Origin of the sequence: Sulfurisphaera tokodaii str. 7 (assembly GCF_000011205.1) — an archaeon.
Taxonomy (GTDB): domain Archaea; phylum Thermoproteota; class Thermoprotei_A; order Sulfolobales; family Sulfolobaceae; genus Sulfurisphaera; species Sulfurisphaera tokodaii.
The window spans coordinates 1-18479 of the sequence record NC_003106.2 but is presented as its reverse complement, the minus strand read 5'-3'; the positions used below and the strand labels follow the sequence as shown (position 1 = coordinate 18479).

Sequence of the window (18479 nt, the reverse complement as noted above, 5' to 3'; positions counted from 1 at the left end):
TTACTCACCCCATATATAATCTGATAGAGAGAAGACTATACTCTTCATCTCTTCATCACATTTAACCTTTTGGCAAATATCTTCCTTTAACTTAACGTCTACCATAGCGTTTCTACCCATCCTCCAGAACCTTAATGCCAATAGAGAATATAGTAATAGTTTTAACATTCTATCACCGCATGAGTCCCTAAAGTATATGGTAACTTCAAATTCGGTATTTGGAGCAATTACTTCTTGAGTGAATAAATGTCCTTCTTCACTTCTTTGTGTTCTATCATTTATTTCTACCCTAGTAATCCTGCCTCTTACAATCTCTGGAATTCTTACTGTTACGGTGAAACAGCCAGAATCCTTGTAATCTGGATAACCAAAGAGTTTGCATACATCACAAACGCCATTTTTCTCATGTGCTTCTTTAATTTTACTGGGTTCTATTTTACCGCATGATGTATAACCTTCTGGTAAATAATTATGAATAGCCGTTCTTAATACTCCCTTTATCGTTGAAGGTGGTAATACCATGGGGTTAAGTGGAATGTCTACTGCTCCAATAGTACTTCCTCCTCCTATTGTTAAGGAAGTTAAGTTTTTGATCAGTACTTTAAATTCCATTATCCTACACCTACCCTAAACGTTTTAAGGATAAAGTAGTAATCATAAAGCGGGATTTCTTTTAACGAACCTTCCTTCCTTTCTACTAATTTCTTAAGAATTTCTTTATCGTAAGGTTTGTCACTTCTTGCTATTTGCCTCAAAATATAAGCTAAGGTCTTCAAATAACCGTTAGATGTGTTGAAGTTTGTTTCTGCGTAACTTACTATATCCTCCAATTGCCTTAACTTTTCCCTTACCTCTTTCTTGTCGTTTTCACTATTATAGAGACTAACTACGTCCTTGAATTCATACAACTTAGCTAACTCGAGTAGTTCCTTAACCTTTCTAATATCGTTTGTAACTACCAAATATGAGTTATTTTGCCTCTTATATTTACTAATTTCTGAATGGACTACAGACTTACTGGCTAGGGTTGAAGAAAATACCATACATGCAATGCTTGTTTTATTATACTCACTAAGGTTTTTAGTACTACTAATACCATCTTCTGGTTTTATTTTGCTCCTTTCCATTAATTCATCTGCAGCCTGGAAGGCAAACTGGATTGGATGATCCGGCTTTACACTAACTATTCCAACCTTAAAGGTAAATCCGGTAAGTTGTGTTGCCTTTTCAAAGAATTTCACAGCAAAAGGTATTGCAACTATAGAAGGCACTAAGAGAGTTATATCATCCCCTCCTAAATACAGTACGCCAGAAAGAACTCTACTGGTTAGTAAGAGTCCTTTTGCCGATTTCGATAATTCCATTTCAGCGTTTGCCAACTCAATAAGTGTCTCATAGAAAGCCCTCTTAACTCCGTAATCTAATCTAAAGCTCTTATCAACATAGTCAGAGAAAGTTGCACTGGCTGAAAATATAATTGAACCTCTGTTTCCGTCAGCCTTGATTATTGAAACGTATCTAGTATCTTCTAATTTCTTATATCCAGCTATGAACTCCATAGCATATTCCGCATAATTATCTCCAAAAACTTCTTTAGCAATTTCTTCCGGAGTTACTTCTACGGAAAGTAAGTATGTTGAATTCACCTTACTTATGAAACCTCTTGTAGACGATAATTCTCTAATTTCATAACATCTACTGCATAAATATTCTCCAAGCTTTTCATTCACAGCCGGTCTAATACCGCAATTGTCACAAACTCTATGAAGTCCTACAGAGTAAATCTTCTCTTCAAAGTCAACTAAATATCTCTCACTGAATTGTTGTCTTATCTCGTCCCAGACCTCATTATAGTTCTTTATATAATTATCATAAGCAAATTCAGCTACACTTACCTGCAGTCTTAAATCTAAATCGCTCAGTAACTTTATTCCTTTGAATATGTCTTTTATCTTCTTATAACAATCGCCGTCACAAATGTCCTTTCTCACCACTATATAGGAGTGCCCACCATAACCGCTCAGTAAAGCTTCTGCTGGTAACCTAGATTTTGTTTTACTAACGAATTCTGTATCGATTAGCATAAACGAGTAAACTGTTACCAGAAAGTCTACTAACATACTGGCAAAGGACATATCTCTGAGTTTAGGGAAGTTAGTAATAAACCTCTGTATACTCGGAACATCTATGTAAACCAGGTAACCTATAGGTCTGACAGGCTTTATTTCATTTGAACTTCTTTCCACCTTTTCTGGTATGAAAGGGAATACCTTAGCTTCTTCATTCTTAACTATTTCCAGAGATATAACTTGACTTAAAATGAATTTGTAAATATCCTTTGAAGCTTTTTCGTACTTTTCCTTACCTAAATTGGTAAAACATTCATAAGACTCCTCACGTTCCTTATTAAAACACTCTTTAATTTCTTTACCGTATTCTATGTGCTCTAATGCTTCATTAACTAGTTTAGTCAGTCTATCAGCACTAGAGGCTAAACGGTCTGCGATTTGAACAATACTTTCAGAATCACCGTGATGTGAAGCCACTAATTCCTTAACCCTTTCTAACTTAATACATGCTTCTCCACTCTTCAACTTATTCTGAAGCTTCTCAAGTATGTTAATGGCTTCAGCTACGTGATGACGTGGGTTAATGAGTTTTCCTAGATCATGAAGTAATGATGCGACCCTCAGATAACTTAAATCTATGGAGTGGGGCTGAAGGAGCCATGAAATTAGGGATGTTAGCTGTAAATGAGAGGCTAAAGAAGTGAAGTTAAACCCCGGTCTAGTGTCTGCTGGAGTATTGATTAAAGCTTCGTAGATTTCTCTAATTGAAGGAAAGTAAAGTCTGATAAGTGATCTTAAAGTATCAGTGTGCTCAAAATTTTCTAATTTTTCAAATATATCTTTAAGAGATGTGTTCTTATCAACAGTAATATCAGTTAAATGCCTTGCTATAGTGTAAATGAAGAAGTACTCAAATGCTGTAGGAACATAATTTCCCTTTCTTTCTTTACTTCCTTCATCTTCCTTTTTAATAGTGGGGGCATAAGATATGAACATGGGCAGTTTATATAGCATTGAAACAATGTCAGCGTAAATATCCATTGCTTTCTTCTCGTCATTTTTAGCTATTTCGCACGATATTAGGGCCATATGAGCTAATGTGTCTACTATTTTGTTCTCTAGGTCTATATTACACTCATAAACCTTACCGTCTTCACCGTCAAATACTACTTTAAACTCGGGTAAGTTTAACTTACCCCTTAATGTCATGGCTCACCACTAACGTTAGATACTCAAGTCTTTCTTTACCTTCCTCACGCCATATGATTTTATTTTTTTCATATTCCTCGACCTCAACTACTTTAAAACACCCATCCTCCTTTCCTATTTCTAAGGAAAGATCTTGTTTAATACAGATCTTCATTATCACCACTCCTCATTATAGTCAAATGGCTTGAACGTTCTTACAAAATCTTCTAAGGCTTTAACGTATTCTTGTTTAGGTGAAGGTAAGGAAAATCTTACTCTGCCGAAACGCCTATCAGAGTACTTAAATCTACCGATTAACATAACCTTTCCTTCCAATTTCTTATCTCTAAACCCAAAACCGTAAAGAAGCATACCCAATTCAATGGGCTTTAAAGAACGATAAAGTACTTTCCCTCTAAATCTAGATCCCTTTACGCAACTCTCATAATACTGTCCATTAACGTTTACGTAATCTACCTTCCCTTGAGTCATGATAAAGTCGGAAAATGATACTTTACTCGCCAGTCCAGAATTGCCTAATAGATCACATACTGGACAGACTCTTTGAGGAAATCTATCAGTAGGTCTAGGTCTGGGATTCCTAAATATTCTCTTATAAGCAGCTGATGAGGTATTAGAATTCCTCGATACAATGAAGCAAGCATCCCTTATCGAAAGCTCAAGCCTTGTCCTCACAAGTCCCTTAATAGTTGACCCGGGTATTATAACCTTACCTAAGTATCTGTTCATCTCATGAGTTACTGGTGAGAAGTATTTGTTAACGTCTGGGATAGTTCCTTTTAATGCTGTTTCGACTAATTGGTCTATGTTTTCTAAAGGTTTTATTATTTCTACGTCATAAACCCCACTACCTACATGTAGATAATCAGACACTACTTCCATTTCTAACTCCAGAACTCCTTCTAATCCTATACTGTTCCTTTCAGTGTACTGGGTATGGAATCTTTGCATTATTAAACGCCTCCATGAACGGTTTCATCTTTTCGAAAAACTTATCCCCATCTTCCTTTATTTCATCTTGCATTGATACTGGAATATCCTCATCCCCTATTTTCTTCTCACCTTTGTCTAAGAACCTTAAATTAACGAATTTTACAAGTCCGAATCCCCTACTCTTATGTCCACCTATTTGTACAAAACCGTCATGGATGTTCTTCATAATAGTTAATAAGTAACCTATTGCATAATTGGGCAAATTATTTCCGATGATTTTAAACGTGAATTTAGACCCAGGCTCTACAAATTCAACTTGAACCAGAGCGCCTCTTGCAGCAGCTCCTTCAGTTCTACTTATAGCAACCATTGTCCTAGTACCGAGTTTAAACTCAATAGCCCTAGACTCTAAAAACTTAACAGCCCCTATTACGCTCATAGTACCGAAGAGTTTACAATTAAGACAAGTATAATTCCAGAATGTTTTTAATGCATCCTCAATGTAGTTTTCTCTTAGGCTTCTCTGGAAATCATCGTATTTTCTAAAGTTATTTAAACAATAATCCCTTCCTACACCGCTACATGTGATAAGATTCCTTCTTTTTAATACTCTCTCTCCTTCAGACCTAAATACTCCCTTCCAAGAAGATCCGGGAATTATAGGAGTTCCTTCAGCGTCTTTTAATACCGTATCTCTAGCAATGCTGGCAGGATCCATTCCACCAAATTTCCCGACTCCTATCCTTAGAGGGGATTGTACCTCTAAAATTCCCTCAATTACGGTTTGTCTCTTTATTACATCCTTTCTGATAAAGGTATAGTCTACCATGACTTAGCCACCTCCATAAGGTCTAATTTAATGGATTTCATAAGGTCTGGTGATTTGCGTACTTCAATTTCCCCGGATGTTAATTTGACTAGCCCGAAACCAGCACTCTTCTTAGCTCCTATAAATATTCCGTCAGTAATTAGGGTTTTTAATAAATACCTTACAACTTCAACCGCTTTCTTTCTCCATTCTTCCGTTTCTCCATCAACTATGTTTAGGTTATATAGGAACATTGAGAAGTTGAAAACAGAGTTAGGTTCTACGTAATCTAATGTGTAAAGATGACCGGGTAATTGACCTCCGAAAACTCTATTTATTGTAACCATTGTCCTTTGGGAAATAGAGTATTCCTCAGCAACAGCATCTAGTATATAAACCCTAGAAGAGAGATCCTTGAAGCCGAAAATTATGCAAGGTATACAGTATTTTTCTTCACCATTACAACTAGTACATTTATTATCATCCAAATCACATACAATATATCTTGGATCATTCCACGATTTTACGTAAGCTTCTGCCAAACTCCTTAGAGCTCCTTTAAAACTCGATCCTGGAATAATCGGTCTTTCATTTACTTTTAATATGGGATTATCTGTGGGATCTGTGAAACTCTGAGACTTTCCATATCCAATTCTCAGAGGTGTTTCATTTTTTATTTTTCCACTAATTTTTATTATACTTCTGATAACATCTAGATCATAACAAGGTTTTTCATCGTTCATTTCACATCCTCTTTACTAATTCGTTTACTAATTTCTGGAAATTATCAACACCTTTAAGTTGTGTTACATCTATTTCAAGACCGTCTAAAGTTTCATAAATCCACTTTACATAACCTAAAAGTTCTAGGGCTTTATTTATATCCTCTTCATTTTCTTTCAAATCTTTTAATGCAGAAAGTAATAATTTACTAGTATTCCTATCTATTTCTCCTCTGCCCGTTTGCCTCAAAATATATGCTAACAGTTCTTTTATGCTCTTTCTACTCTGTATATAGGTTAATAGGTTATTTATAGTACTGGCATCTACTGCAGGTTTTTGTTCTTTTCCCTTTTGTACTGGAGTAAGAGCTGACATAGCAATTCTGGTTGCTATATCTAACAAATCCGTGTCCGTCTTAACCAGCTGGGACACAAGTATTCTATTCATACAGACATTAATAAACTTTAGGATAATTATTTTACTTACTAAACGTAAGAGTATTATTTTACTAAACCAATGTCGCAACATAGTTTTTGCATTATTTAGGGGTTTTTTAATGACAAAGTACTACCAGAACAAGAGATTGAAGAGGAAGTAAACTTTATTTTGGTGTCTTTTAACCTTATTAAACAGTGTGTGAAGGACCAGAAATGAATTGAAAGAAACGTAAAAATGAGTAATGCTTTATTTCATGTATTATAGATCTACCAAAAATGAGTGATTTTTTATCTCTAAATCATTCTACAATTTTTTTCAAAGTATACATTTATTTTCTTTAAATCTAACAACGTAAAAGGCATTGTGGATCAACGAATTTGAATAATCATGAAACAACTAGATCTATAGTCATTTTATTTTATAGTTATTTGCATGAATTAGTTATATTTTTAATAGTAAGATCTCATTAGATTTTAAGCCTATGTATTTGTAGACTCTGATTTCTCTTAGCACTTGAACGAATTCAAAATAGCAAGATTATTCTCTCTTGTGTTATATGAATCGACATATTTAGCGATGATATTAAATAGAAGAGCTATTTAGTGCACCTAAATTAGATAACCGCAAAGTTTTTTAAGCCCTGTTGTTTTTTATATATTGTGATGATACATGAGATTAAGCAGTACTCTCTCATTAAAGAAAGATTTTTCAATCTCAATTCATAAAAAGAATTCTATAACGATTAATATAAGCTACTTAACAAAGATAATAGACTTCAATAATAGACTACTAACATATATGTATAACTGAAGGTAGGGGGGACTATAAGGATGAGCCTCTACCTTGGCTGTGGAGACTCTCTCTTCAATAGTCTCATATCTCTAAGGAGAGAACGTAATATAAGAGTCGGTATAAACGAAATTTACTATGCCGAAAAAGTACAGATAAAGAATAAGCACCCGCTAAATAATTTATTCGATAAAATACTACCAGAGTGCCGTAAGAGTACACGATGTCCAGAGTATACCTGGTCAGCTGAAAGTGCAATATTACAAATACTAGAAAGAAATGGGTATGAAGGGTTAAAGAAGAAGCAGAAGATTATATACAACAATATTCCTTATTGTCCAGATGCAGTAAAAATAAACCCGCCTGACTCAAATAAGCCTAATTACCTTATCGAAGTTAAGTCTACGAAAGCCAAACGTGGGAGTAATACCTATCATTGTTTAGTTAAGAAAGGGGCACTCCAAAGCTTAAGAAACGCTGCTGCATATGTAAAATCAGGTAAAGTTAGGGAAATATTACCTAAACTAGCGATTGGTACTTATGTTATTATAGAGAAAGTGCAAAAGGAAAATGAAAAAGTAGCAATAACTCTACAAGATATACAGATATGCGGAATAGGTTGGAAGGGATCATTTAAAATAGATATCCAATCGGCGGACGAAATCTTCAATTTTATAGGGGGTTGATGAAACATTTCCTATCTGATAGCTGAAGTTTACGTAGTTCCACAGACAACAACTATAATCCCACCATTTACCTCTAAGGTAGGGAAGTCTTTAATAACTAATACAAAAGTCGCAATCTCACCCTTAAAAAAAGGTAATTCATATTTAATTAAATACTCAACTTCCCCTCACTTTATGGAGGTTGAAGGAGGTACTATATACTCTTTTGAGGTAGGAGGCAGTTACGATGACGTGATTTACGCATTAAGGGATTTGGATAAGAAGAGGGTTTTTAATACGACATGGGAAGTAGTTAATATCAAGCTTAGAGAAGTAAAATTTTGCTGCAAAGGAAGGATTAGAGTAACTGTAAGAACACCAGCATTGATTGCAGACCCTTTAATGAAGTCTAAAAAGAAAAGATTTACTAATGCATTCTCCTTCGTATTTGCAGTAAACTTCATGGATCACTTAAAAATTACGAGAGAAGAGTACAAAAAGATTGTACTAGAGTTGGAGGAAAAAGTGAGAGAAGAACCATCGAAAGTCGGTTATGTGTCTGTAATCTATGCTGGAAGAAAGGTCATAGGGCTTATAGGTGAGTTACGTTATGAATTGTTGGCAGTTGATGAGAGAATAATTGGTACTTTAGAAAATGCTATAGCCAAAGGTATAGGTAGTTCAAGGAGAAACGGATTCGGAAGAATAGAAATGAGATGTGAGGATTATGGAATATAAATGCTTTATATGTAAGAACATATTTGATAGCTTCCGTAATCTGAAAATTCATGTCATCAGAGCCCATAATAATGGGCAATGTCCTCTGTGCGGTAAAGAAACTAAAAATTTATCAATGCATAGCAAAATGATGGCTAAAAGTGATCCTTGGCATTTAGTGTTATCATGCATACTTACTGAATGTGATTATATTAATGATGATGAAATAAAAAGAATGATGATTAATTTAGTTAAGATTGTTCTAGTCGAAAGTGTTCCCCTCGATATCATCTCTAAAGAGGAAAATTAAGTGCTGATTTAATCTTCATTAAATTCGGTGTACAAATAATACAATATACGTAAAATCATTCAAACCAGATAACCATAGTCTCCTTATTATATGCTTGTATACAGCCTTTTTCATAGTAATGATATTTATCGATTAAAAACGTATTTTACAGTTCCAACTTTACATCTTCAGTCCCTTACAGAATTGCGAGTCTTGAATAGTCGATCTTTATATTGCTCTCCTAGTCAAATTCTATGTGTTGTCATGAAAATTGAAATATAGAATATTACTTAGATATAGAAAAGTTCATAAATATTTAAGATACATAAGCTTTGCTCTCTTTGTCGAGAAGGAGAGAGGGTTAAATCCCTTCTCGAAGATCTTAAGGAAATAGGTGTCAACATGACTATAAGTTCAATAAAGTTTTCACGCAGAAGAGAAGGCGTACACGCTTTCATGTTAGAGTGAATAGAAAGAACGTCCTTATTTTCTCGTCATGTGAGTTCATCATATATTCAGATTTAGAAAGATAACCACATTTCCTCTCTTCAAGGATCAGAATTAACGATAAGTAGATAGGCTTAACAGACATTAGTATATAATAAAGGCTATAAAGAGGAGAGCTATCAGATTAACGCATATTCAAAAATAACTCTTTCATGTGGTTATTCAGTAATACAAGCTTAATAAATATTTTAGTAGCTATAAGCCCATCCAGTATCTGAAACTCAAGTAGGCGTGAGAATCTTATTTAAACGAGGTCTTAGTTAGTAAGTAAAGACACTTTTCATAGTTTAGTCCACTCATTCATTAACAATTATTGTGAGAAAGAGTCATAGTGCCGTCATTAAGGTATAAATTTATTAATTAATGAAAATCTCTATAGTGAGAAGATGCTAAGAAAAGGTTTTATATATCCTAATGTGAATATAGAAATATAAATACCATAATGATGACACTATGTCCACACTAGGGCTCAATTAAGTAATCTTTATAAATATAAATTTGTAGTTTTTATTAATGATCTGTGATTCTTCGAGTATACTTTCTAGCTTGGATCTAGTGTTCCAGAAGTTCTCAGACTCTGGGGTACCATATACTACGACTAACGTTAAGTTCAGGGATGTCTTACCCACTCTATGTTCACGTAATGTAAGGCTATGCGATCTAAATATGTATCAGCATCAGCTCGAGGCAATAAATAAACTTATGCAAGGTAAAAACCTAGTAGTAAACGCTGAAACTGGAGGAGGTAAGACTGAGATATGGGTATCATATGCGTTAGAAATGCAGTTAAAGGGAGAATTTAACGTACTTGCAATATATCCCACAAAAGCCCTTGCTGGAGATCAGATTGAGAGGATAGTAAAATATTATATCGAGGCTGGGTTTTCCGTATCTAAGCAAGTAAAAGGGAAGACTAAGATAGTGGAAGTATACTATGGTGACGTTATAAAGTATGATGGAGATGTGTCAAACTACATTCAATCTGTCAAGAGGGCAAAGACATTACTCACAAACCCTGAAGTTGTGAAGAACGCTCTTTTTCAGAACCATAAAATAAGTGACTTCTTGAAGAAGGTGAGGCTAATAGTAGTAGACGAGTTCGACTTCTATGGTAGCAGTAAGAGTACAGTCTTGCTTCATATTATTAAAGGTATTATAGACAAGTTCGGGATTAAACCTCAGATAGTAATAATGAGTGCAACGCTTTCTGACCCAGAAGTAGTAAAGCCCTTTTTCGACGTTGAAATTATAGGGGGTAAGTCATTCAGGCCCGCAAATGATACTTACATAGTTTTAGGTAAGAGGGATGAGTTAAACGCAATAAGTAAAGCGTTAAACGTAAGCTTTGATGATTTAGTTAAAAACTTTTTTAAATACGCATCAGATCCCAAAAAAGAGATATACTTCTTACAACTATTTAAAGATAATGCCCAGTTACTCCCAGAGTATTTGGATAAGTTGAAGGGCTGTGACGAACTGACTATAATCTTTTCTAGGTCTATAAGTGAGGCGAATAACTTAGTAGGAAAATTAGGGGGGAAGGTAAACTATGACGGGACTGCTCCAGTTGCTGTCCATCATTCTGGGATAGACAAGTATGTAAGGCAACAAGTAGAGAATGACATGAGGAGTGGGAAACTCAAGGTAGTCGTAACTGTGAAGACGCTATTACAAGGTATAGATGTAGGGAATGTTACTAGAGTAGTCCACGTTGGGATCCCAGATAGCGTAAGGGAGTTTATTCAGAGGGAAGGGAGAAAGGGGAGGATGGCTAGTATTAAGAGGACAGAGAGCGTGATCTTTCCATTATCGCTCTCAGACGCTGTACTCCTCGAGGACTACTCTACCTCACTTAAGGAATGGTTATCATTGGGATCAGAGTCATTAATACTACTTCCAGATAACGAGTTCCTAAAACTGATAGACGTAATAAGAGGTATATTAAATGATAGAGAGTTCCTTAAGAGTGTAGGTATAACTGGTACGTTACCTCAGATAAGCTTTTATGAGCAATTACATAAGACCGTCCCTAAGCTACTCTTTGACGGAAAGAACTGTAATGTCGTAGATAAGCTTAACTATAGGGATGTAGTTGAGAAGCATCAATTAGGCTGTATAGACCCTATGCTCAATGCGATAGTAGTGAGAAACTCAGTTATAAACGGTAAGAGGCATGTAATAGAGACATCTGACTTCTCTTCTAGCATCATGTGTAATAATATTAACATAAGTTCACATGTAGTTAATAATGCAATAGCCTACTATGAGGACATCTGTTTTTCTTGGAAACAACATCCGGACTTAAATGGCGACATAGAAAGAGGGAAGGTATGGTCTAAGGTAAGCCTTGACGTACTCTTTGAAGGTGACGGTGGGTTTAAACAAGTCCATGAGATAGCGAGAAAGGTCTTTTGGTATATAGAATCCCGAAGAAAGATAGGTCAAGAGTATAAGGTAGAGAAGATAGAGTTAGAGTACACACCGTCACCCAATCTTAAGTATGACTTCCTCACATACGTATATGCGAGTGAGCTTGAACCAGATGACGTTAATAAAGTGGATAAGGGGATGTATTTCATTCTAGCCCTTTTAAGGCTTAACTACGGGATAGACTTAGGCTTAATTAACTTTGGAGTCTCCAACTCTGGGATATTAAAGATATGGGAGAGCGAACCTACCGCATTACTAAAACGTTTAAGGGAGATGAAGAAAGTGAAGGTGAGAGGTACGGAACTTGACTGTAAGAAGTTATTGGATGACGTAAGAAATGCCCAGCCTTTTAGAAGGCTTGAATTAGTATTAAAATACCTAGACCCATATACATTTAATAACTTTGATTTTAACGAAGTAAAGGCAATTGCAGAGAGGTTTGTCCATTATCTCTGCAACACTATTCCTATCCAACTTCAAGTAATTAGTGGTACAATGATACCTAAGTCACCTCTAATACGGAGTATCATTATAGACTCTTTTGGAGGGAAATACGCGGTTTCATCTCCTACTGGAGAGATAAGTATATTTGACAATGAGGAAGAGGCGGTAAAGGAAGCTGCAAAACTTAACATAGAGTTTACTGACGCTATTGTAGTACCTTATGGTGTGAGTATAGGAAAGAAGTATAAGTTTCAGAACGAAGTCGTTTATATAGATAAGGAGATAAATAGACTTCTGGGAGGGCCTATAACTCCATCAAAGTTTAGGGAGCTAGTGCTGAATGATGATAGTCTATTAAAGGAGGAGAATGAGGCAGATAACAGCATTACGAGAGGAGAAGAGGTTGAGCTAACTAAAATATTTAGGAAGAGAGCGGAGACAATAAGACTCATGATAAACTTGTGGAAGGCATATTTAACAGATAAATAGAGGTTATTCGTCTTTTATATTTACGAGATGTATAGTAATCCCGATAAATAGGTCTGACTACATCTTTGAGAGTTCTTTTTCTTCAATAGTCAGAAGTTATGAGTCTCTTCAAACTGAACTGTTCTCAAACAATATCGAATTCTAAAATTATCTGTAAAAATATTACATCAGTCATAAAAATCCTTTTCTAATGTAATTTACTGAAAAGAGCTGGTAATGTAAAGGGCAAACATTATTTTAGAAAACATTTACATGTGAGGATTTTGGAGTCTTTTTTATTGGTAGTCTCATAACCCTTGTCTATACGTAGGTTATTTATCCTCACCTCTTCTCGAGAAAGATAATATCCTTAAACGAGGTTATTTGAAGATGATTAAACATATTAGAGTTTGATATGATATTGCAAATAATTTTCGAATCCCATGACTGTTTGAGAAGCCCCTCAGCTGATCTAATTGTTAGCTCAGGTTAAAAGTCCCTAAGTACTTAACGCAAACACTCTTCTATGAACGACACGACATATGACTCCTCTCTCGCTTTAGATTCTGGATCAGCTATTGAATGACCGGAATCATTTACAAAAAGCATTACATCATTTCCTAAACTCTTAGACTTAGCAACATATTTCAATGCATGTGCCGGATGAACCCTATCATCATTAATACCAGTATAAACGAAAGTCTTAGGTAAACCTTTTTTCAAGTTATGGTAAGGACTGTAAGATAGCAAATACTCTGTGTATTTAGGATCATTAGGATCTCCGTACTCCTCAACCCAGTATTTTCCAACATAAAGCTTATCATACCTCAACATATCCAGCACAGGGTGGCCTATTACTGCGCAATCAATTAATTCCGGATACTCATTTATCGTAGCACCTACTAATAACCCTCCGTTACTCCCTCCCATTGCTACCGCTTTTCCACCCATAAGTTTCACAAGCCTTAAAAACTCAGCAAAGTCCTTAAACACATTCTTCTTATTCAAAAGCATACCAGCTTTATGCCACTCCTCCCCGTTCTCATAACCACCTCTTAGGTTAGTTATCAATATCGAATACCCCTCGTTCAACAATACCCTCATTACAGATGTAAGAGAGGGAAGTAAGGGAATTCTAAAACCTCCATAACCGTAAACTATTACTCCTTTAGGGTTATTGGCTTTAGAGACTAAAAACCCGTGAAGTAATACATCTCCCTTGACGTATAAGTCTTTTACTGTCACATCATAATTTCCGTATTGCATTAGCACTTCCCCTCTCCCTTCATCACTCTTCTTTACCACTCTGAATTTATAGTTGAATGAAGTCTCAACAAGGAATAAAGTGTGACCTTTACCGTCCATGAAGGTTATGTTATCGTGTACTTCTTCCCCTATTTTCTTTCCTTTAATATCGTAAAAAATTAAAGGAGTCCTATACTCTTTTATTACCTCAACCGCAATTTTATCCCCTATATGAGAAACACCTAGAACTGGATAATCAACTTCTACAACCTTCGTGTTACCGAGGTAAACTGCATTATTCTTCTGATAAATCACCTCACCTTGTTGAAAATCTATAACATCTATCACTTCTCCTTCATCTACTTTCCTCAGGGAATCAAATCCCTCTCCTACATAAAGTTCACCATACCTCCAACCCTTTTGCCTAACTAAAGTGAGGAAATCATCAAACACTTTTATTGTTACAAACTCACCGGGTTTCATGTCTTTGCCGTAAACTATTTCATCTTTACAAAACACTCTGTCTGCGGGATAATCACCACCATCTGGAGGTGGGGAATACCTATAGCTCTTAATATAGCACAACTCACCTTTAAAGTAAAATGGAGATTCTACCATCTCGCCTAATTCTCTGATTTTCCCTTCCGGAGAAATGAGCAATGTGATGATCTTGTCACTTCCTTTTCTTTCTATACTAACACCTATCTCCTTTGAGTTATAGACTTTCCAGATTTCTGAGGCTACATAACCTTCAGGTGGAATGTAGATGGTCTTATTACCTAATAATAATTGACTTTTCTCGCCGTAAAGCAAAATTGCCGGGTTTTCTTCGTCATAAGCGAACATACTTAAAACGTAAGGCTCCTTATCCATTTCGAGGAGAAGGGGATAAAGTTCCATAGCTTTCTTCCCCAGTTTGCTCTCCGTCTCTTTATTTTCCTTCTCTATAAAGGATATGGTTCTGGGGTCTGATAAGTTTTCTAAATACTCGTATTCGTCCATAAGTAATGAATTGGGAGAAGGTTAATAAACATTAAAGACATGAATAGTTGCGTGAATTGGGAAAGCATAGTCATCTTATATCTGGCGGGCAATATACGCATTAGATGCGAAGAAGAGATCTCTTATACCTAGCTATATGACTACTTCGACATTTCAAACTAGCTAAGCGTCAATATTCTCTCTAGAATGCTATTTGATTGGCTATTGATTTTTAATCTCACAACTCTTACATAAGCTAAAACGTCACATATATTAGCTGTTACTCAGGATTTCGTGCCCGTGGAGTTTTCCTCTTCAATTATCTGACATTAAGCTTAATATTTATCCATATTTACATACTAATCATGTCATACAACATTGCTGAAGAATTTTTGAGGAGGGCAAAGGACTACTTAAAAGCTTCAGAACTATTATTTCAGCAAGGCCTTTATGAGGCATCAGCGTTAGATAGTGAAGTTTCAGCACGACTTTACCTAAACTTTTTAAACTTGGGATAGAACCTCCTAGGACCCACGGAATTAAAGAATTACTTTCTTTATTATATACTTTGGAGATAAAAGGATAAGCGACTTTACGAAGGATAACAAGGGAAAAACTCATTATCTTAGAGAAAGTAAGAGGAAATCTCAATACGGTCTACCTCCAAAGATGAGGCTGAAATATCTTTAATTACTGCAAGGGAAATACTTGTGGAATTGTTATGGAACTTCTAGAGAGAATAAAGTTCTTACGAAATTGGAAGGAAGCGTTTAATAAGCTTAACCTTGAGAGATTTAGTGAGGTTTACGTTTTCGGTTCCGTAATAAGTGGGAAAAATAACTGGCGGAAGTGACATTGATGTAATCTTAGTTATTAAACGTAATGAGGATAGGAATAAGGCATTAATAGACTTCTTTTATGAGGTTGAGAGGGAGTTGGGAGAAAAGGTGTCATATTTGTTTGACGTTAAAGTAATTTATGAAGACGAGAAAGAATTACCACCATTTAAGTCCTTCCTCAGAGATGCGGTAAGAATAAAATGAACTTATGTTGGTGTTTATTGAGGCTATATCTTAAAGATCAAGAGATGATGAGTAACTCCTTCTTACTTACTTAGTTAAACCAATTAATAACTCAAAACCAAGGTTATGAATTCCCGTTAAAATCTCTTATATCTCCTTATCATCGATTCATAGGTTTTCGATAAAAAAACAAGTAAATCGTAAAGTGTCAAAGATAGAAACGTTTATATTTTCCGTATACGTATATTATAATATGAAGACCGTATACAGTTTAAGGATAGATAAAGAGTTACGTGAGGAGATGGAGAAATACAATATTAAATGGAATGAGGAGATTGAGAACTTTATTAGGAGGAGGATTGAGGAGTTAAAGAAAGAAGAGATCTTAAAGAAGATTAATGAAATTCTCCAAACAATGCCAGAAACTAACTCTAGTAGTGCGGAATTGGTGAGGGAAGATAGGGATAATAATTGACGCATCTGTTTTAGCTAAGTTTGTAACTAAGGAGAAAGGGTGGGAGAAGATTACGGAAATTCTGAAAGACGCTGAGACGTTGGACTTTGCGTTGGTGGAAGTATCTAACGTAGTGTGGAAGAAAGTTGTATTAACCAGAGAGTTAACTGAACAAGACGCGATTAAGGCGGTTACTATTATCAAAGAATATTTGCCACAGTTGCTGACATTGAATAAAAGCGTTAACTTAATTGAAAGGGCTATGGAGATTTCCGTAAAAGAGAAAATCCCAATATATGATTCACTTTATATCGCACTGGCTGAACGTAAAGGGAGTAAATTAGTAACTGGAGATAAGAAGCAACATGAGATAGCAAAGAAGTATGTCATCTCAGAGCTTATATAGGTTTCGTTGAAAGATTAAGGATTAATAAAGCTTCTTTTGTCTTTCTGTGTCATTGTAAAAAGGGCTGTGTTATAGCCCTAGAAAGCACTGTACGCCTTTAGTAAACCTTGAGGAAATGCTATGTCGGTTTCTTCAATTTTTCAGCTTTGATTATTTATGTTAAATTCAATTGTAGTTATTCCGAGAGAATTCGGCAACAAAAGGCAGTTTTTATATAAACTTAAATTTTCCCTTCTCGGAGAGTATACTTATGAGTGTGATTGTTTACACTACTGTAATTGACGGAGAAATAAACGTTAAGGATCAGCAAAAATTTTTCAGTAATCTGGCTACAGCAGTCAACATTATTTCTCAGTCGTTTGATTTAGAACCTTTGAAGTCCCTCCATGAGAAATACAAAGATGTTACAGAAGGGCTAGATGAGGTAGCTCGTAAAGATAGTCCATTCTATGCTTCCTATTTATCACACAAGGTATTTGATGACTACTTTAATAACGGTAGGCTAAAGGCACTATTAGAAGAGGTAGAAAAATACGATATTGAGAAAAAAATTAAAGAACTTATTAAGAAAAGGGGAGAAGAGGCTGACAAAGATGAGGTTAACTTACCTCTTGTTTGGTCTTTCAAGACTCCAGACATATTAAGTGTATTTAAAAAGCTTGACTCCGATAAGGAGTTCGAAACAGAATACTTAGGAATAAAGGTCTACCTTACGATAAAACCCTATTCTGAAGAACTGGGCTATTACGCCCCCTTCCTTTTCTTCACAAAGAATAAGCCCAGACTTGGAGTTAAGTTCGGTGATATTTCAGTAGACCCATACGAGATCAGAGTCCTTCAGTTAAATGAAGAAAGGGAAAACTTCGTACTTACCTTTTTAGAAAAGATATTGGGTAAGCTGACATTAAAATCAAAGACTCGGTTAGAGATAAGGAACGTTTCAGAGTTCTTAAATACGGAGTATTTATTAATCGCGTTAAGATATGCACACTGGATATTAAGGACTTCAAAGTTAACTTTAGGAGAGGCTGTTAACTGTCTCCCCATTCTTCTGGCATCTGTAGATAAGCCCACACAATTCGTAAAGGAGATAAAGGACCTCTATCACAGAATAGAAAATGAAGGAGTTGATTTAGAGTCCATAAGGAAAGAAATTGAAAACCTGGGTTGGTACAATATAACCTTACCCAGTAGAGCAAACATCCAGTCTGTTAGGGAAGTTAATAAAATCAACGAGTTATTTAAAATAGGTATGAAATTAGGGAATCCCATAACAATGATAGTGTACTTGTGTATGTCTATAATTTATGTGTATAAAGTTAACGGATACGACTTTGACAAAGTGTTTAGAGTTTAGCTTGTGTTTGCCCATAGCGTAACTTATCCTTATTTTTAATTCTGCCACAAGCACCTATATAGGATCCTTGAATTGCCTTCAGCGTTAAAGCTCTAAAGTTTATATTACAATTATGTGTAATATAACATTGTGAAGATAGTAACATTGAAGATAAAAGACGAGTATTATGAATTAGCTGAACAAATGGTTAAGAAAGGTATAGCTAAGTCCACGGATGAAGCGTTTAATCTTATTCTTTCTTACGGTGTGAGCAAAGCTAGAGAGGAGCTGAAAAAGAAAAAGATTAAAGAACTTACTGAGAGATGGTTAAGAGAAGGATTACCGTCTAACTTACCTACTTCTGAAGACCTATTAAGGGAAAGAGGACTATGTTAATACTAGCATTGTTCTTGGATATTTATAAGTCTAAAGATAATACTAACAAAAATAATAGTACTAGTTAGAAAAAAGGAGAAATTCATAACATTAACATAACTTAAGTTAAATCATGAGTATGAGAGTGAAAAAGTAAACAAACGAGCAGCG

General features: G+C 35.3%; 18 protein-coding genes. 10 read left to right on the top strand and 8 right to left on the bottom strand.

All coding sequences use genetic code 11. From position 1 onward, the window contains the following. Genes STK_RS00085 through STK_RS00060 form a run of 7 tightly spaced genes read right to left on the bottom strand, consistent with a single transcriptional unit; the run spans position 1 to position 6174 of the window. Complete coding sequence (locus tag STK_RS00085; RefSeq protein WP_010977943.1) at positions 1 to 612, bottom strand: RAMP superfamily CRISPR-associated protein; 612 nt, start codon at positions 610 to 612, stop codon at positions 1 to 3. Next, entirely contained in the window at positions 612 to 3278 is a 2667-nt protein-coding gene (locus STK_RS00080; protein WP_010977942.1) for an HD domain-containing protein, read from the bottom strand. The genes STK_RS00085 and STK_RS00080 overlap by 1 nt, the downstream gene beginning before the upstream one ends. Next, positions 3262 to 3432 (bottom strand): hypothetical protein, encoded by a 171-nt coding sequence (locus tag STK_RS15065; RefSeq protein WP_198429714.1) that lies wholly within the window; start codon positions 3430 to 3432, stop codon positions 3262 to 3264. The genes STK_RS00080 and STK_RS15065 overlap by 17 nt, the downstream gene beginning before the upstream one ends. 2 nt (positions 3433 to 3434) lie before the next feature. Further along, complete coding sequence (locus tag STK_RS00075; protein ID WP_010977941.1) at positions 3435 to 4229, bottom strand: RAMP superfamily CRISPR-associated protein; 795 nt, start codon at positions 4227 to 4229, stop codon at positions 3435 to 3437. Next, the gene (csx7, locus tag STK_RS00070; RefSeq protein WP_010977939.1) at positions 4201 to 5040 is read right to left on the bottom strand and encodes a type III CRISPR-associated RAMP protein Csx7; all 840 of its coding nucleotides are present in this window, start codon (positions 5038 to 5040) and stop codon (positions 4201 to 4203) included. The genes STK_RS00075 and csx7 (STK_RS00070) overlap by 29 nt, the downstream gene beginning before the upstream one ends. Further along, positions 5034 to 5762: a type III CRISPR-associated RAMP protein Csx7 gene (gene csx7 / locus STK_RS00065; protein WP_010977938.1), complete on the bottom strand. Its 729-nt coding sequence runs from the start codon at positions 5760 to 5762 to the stop codon at positions 5034 to 5036. Before csx7 (STK_RS00065) ends, csx7 (STK_RS00070) begins: the two co-directional genes overlap by 7 nt. A 1-nt stretch (position 5763) precedes the next feature. Continuing rightward, positions 5764 to 6174 (bottom strand): hypothetical protein, encoded by a 411-nt coding sequence (locus STK_RS00060; RefSeq protein ID WP_232616500.1) that lies wholly within the window; start codon positions 6172 to 6174, stop codon positions 5764 to 5766. A gap of 836 nt (positions 6175 to 7010) precedes the next feature. Here STK_RS00060 and STK_RS00055 point away from each other — a divergent pair. The 4 genes from STK_RS00055 (at position 7011) to STK_RS00040 (ending at position 12510) form a co-directional block, all read left to right on the top strand. Further along, positions 7011 to 7655 (top strand): hypothetical protein, encoded by a 645-nt coding sequence (locus STK_RS00055; RefSeq protein WP_010977936.1) that lies wholly within the window; start codon positions 7011 to 7013, stop codon positions 7653 to 7655. A gap of 174 nt (positions 7656 to 7829) precedes the next feature. Then, complete coding sequence (locus STK_RS00050; protein WP_010977935.1) at positions 7830 to 8372, top strand: CRISPR-associated endoribonuclease Cas6; 543 nt, start codon at positions 7830 to 7832, stop codon at positions 8370 to 8372. Beyond that, on the top strand, positions 8362 to 8661 hold the full coding sequence (locus tag STK_RS00045) for a hypothetical protein (RefSeq protein ID WP_052846849.1): 300 nt from the start codon (positions 8362 to 8364) through the stop codon (positions 8659 to 8661). Before STK_RS00050 ends, STK_RS00045 begins: the two co-directional genes overlap by 11 nt. Positions 8662 to 9660: 999 nt before the next feature. After that, positions 9661 to 12510: a DEAD/DEAH box helicase gene (locus STK_RS00040; RefSeq protein ID WP_010977932.1), complete on the top strand. Its 2850-nt coding sequence runs from the start codon at positions 9661 to 9663 to the stop codon at positions 12508 to 12510. A 486-nt stretch (positions 12511 to 12996) separates the two neighbouring features. Here STK_RS00040 and STK_RS00035 read toward each other — a convergent pair whose 3' ends face one another. Continuing rightward, complete coding sequence (locus STK_RS00035) at positions 12997 to 14736, bottom strand: prolyl oligopeptidase family serine peptidase (RefSeq protein WP_010977931.1); 1740 nt, start codon at positions 14734 to 14736, stop codon at positions 12997 to 12999. 344 nt (positions 14737 to 15080) lie between these two features. Here STK_RS00035 and STK_RS15485 point away from each other — a divergent pair, with 344 nt between their 5' ends. The 6 genes from STK_RS15485 (at position 15081) to STK_RS00005 (ending at position 18329) form a co-directional block, all read left to right on the top strand. Beyond that, positions 15081 to 15233 (top strand): HEPN domain-containing protein, encoded by a 153-nt coding sequence (locus STK_RS15485; protein ID WP_010977930.1) that lies wholly within the window; start codon positions 15081 to 15083, stop codon positions 15231 to 15233. A gap of 309 nt (positions 15234 to 15542) precedes the next feature. Next, entirely contained in the window at positions 15543 to 15758 is a 216-nt protein-coding gene (locus STK_RS00025) for a hypothetical protein (RefSeq protein ID WP_010977928.1), read from the top strand. 232 nt (positions 15759 to 15990) lie between these two features. After that, positions 15991 to 16212, top strand: a complete 222-nt coding sequence (locus STK_RS00020) for a type II toxin-antitoxin system VapB family antitoxin (RefSeq protein WP_052846112.1) — start codon at positions 15991 to 15993, stop codon at positions 16210 to 16212. Between the two features lie 49 nt (positions 16213 to 16261). After that, entirely contained in the window at positions 16262 to 16597 is a 336-nt protein-coding gene (locus STK_RS00015; RefSeq protein ID WP_345587512.1) for a type II toxin-antitoxin system VapC family toxin, read from the top strand. 250 nt (positions 16598 to 16847) lie between these two features. Then, positions 16848 to 17954 carry a hypothetical protein gene (locus tag STK_RS00010; protein ID WP_010977924.1) on the top strand — a complete coding sequence of 369 codons (1107 nt, stop codon included), beginning with the start codon at positions 16848 to 16850 and terminating at the stop codon, positions 17952 to 17954. 129 nt (positions 17955 to 18083) lie between these two features. Beyond that, positions 18084 to 18329 (top strand): hypothetical protein, encoded by a 246-nt coding sequence (locus tag STK_RS00005; protein ID WP_052846110.1) that lies wholly within the window; start codon positions 18084 to 18086, stop codon positions 18327 to 18329. Positions 18330 to 18479 lie beyond the last annotated feature (150 nt).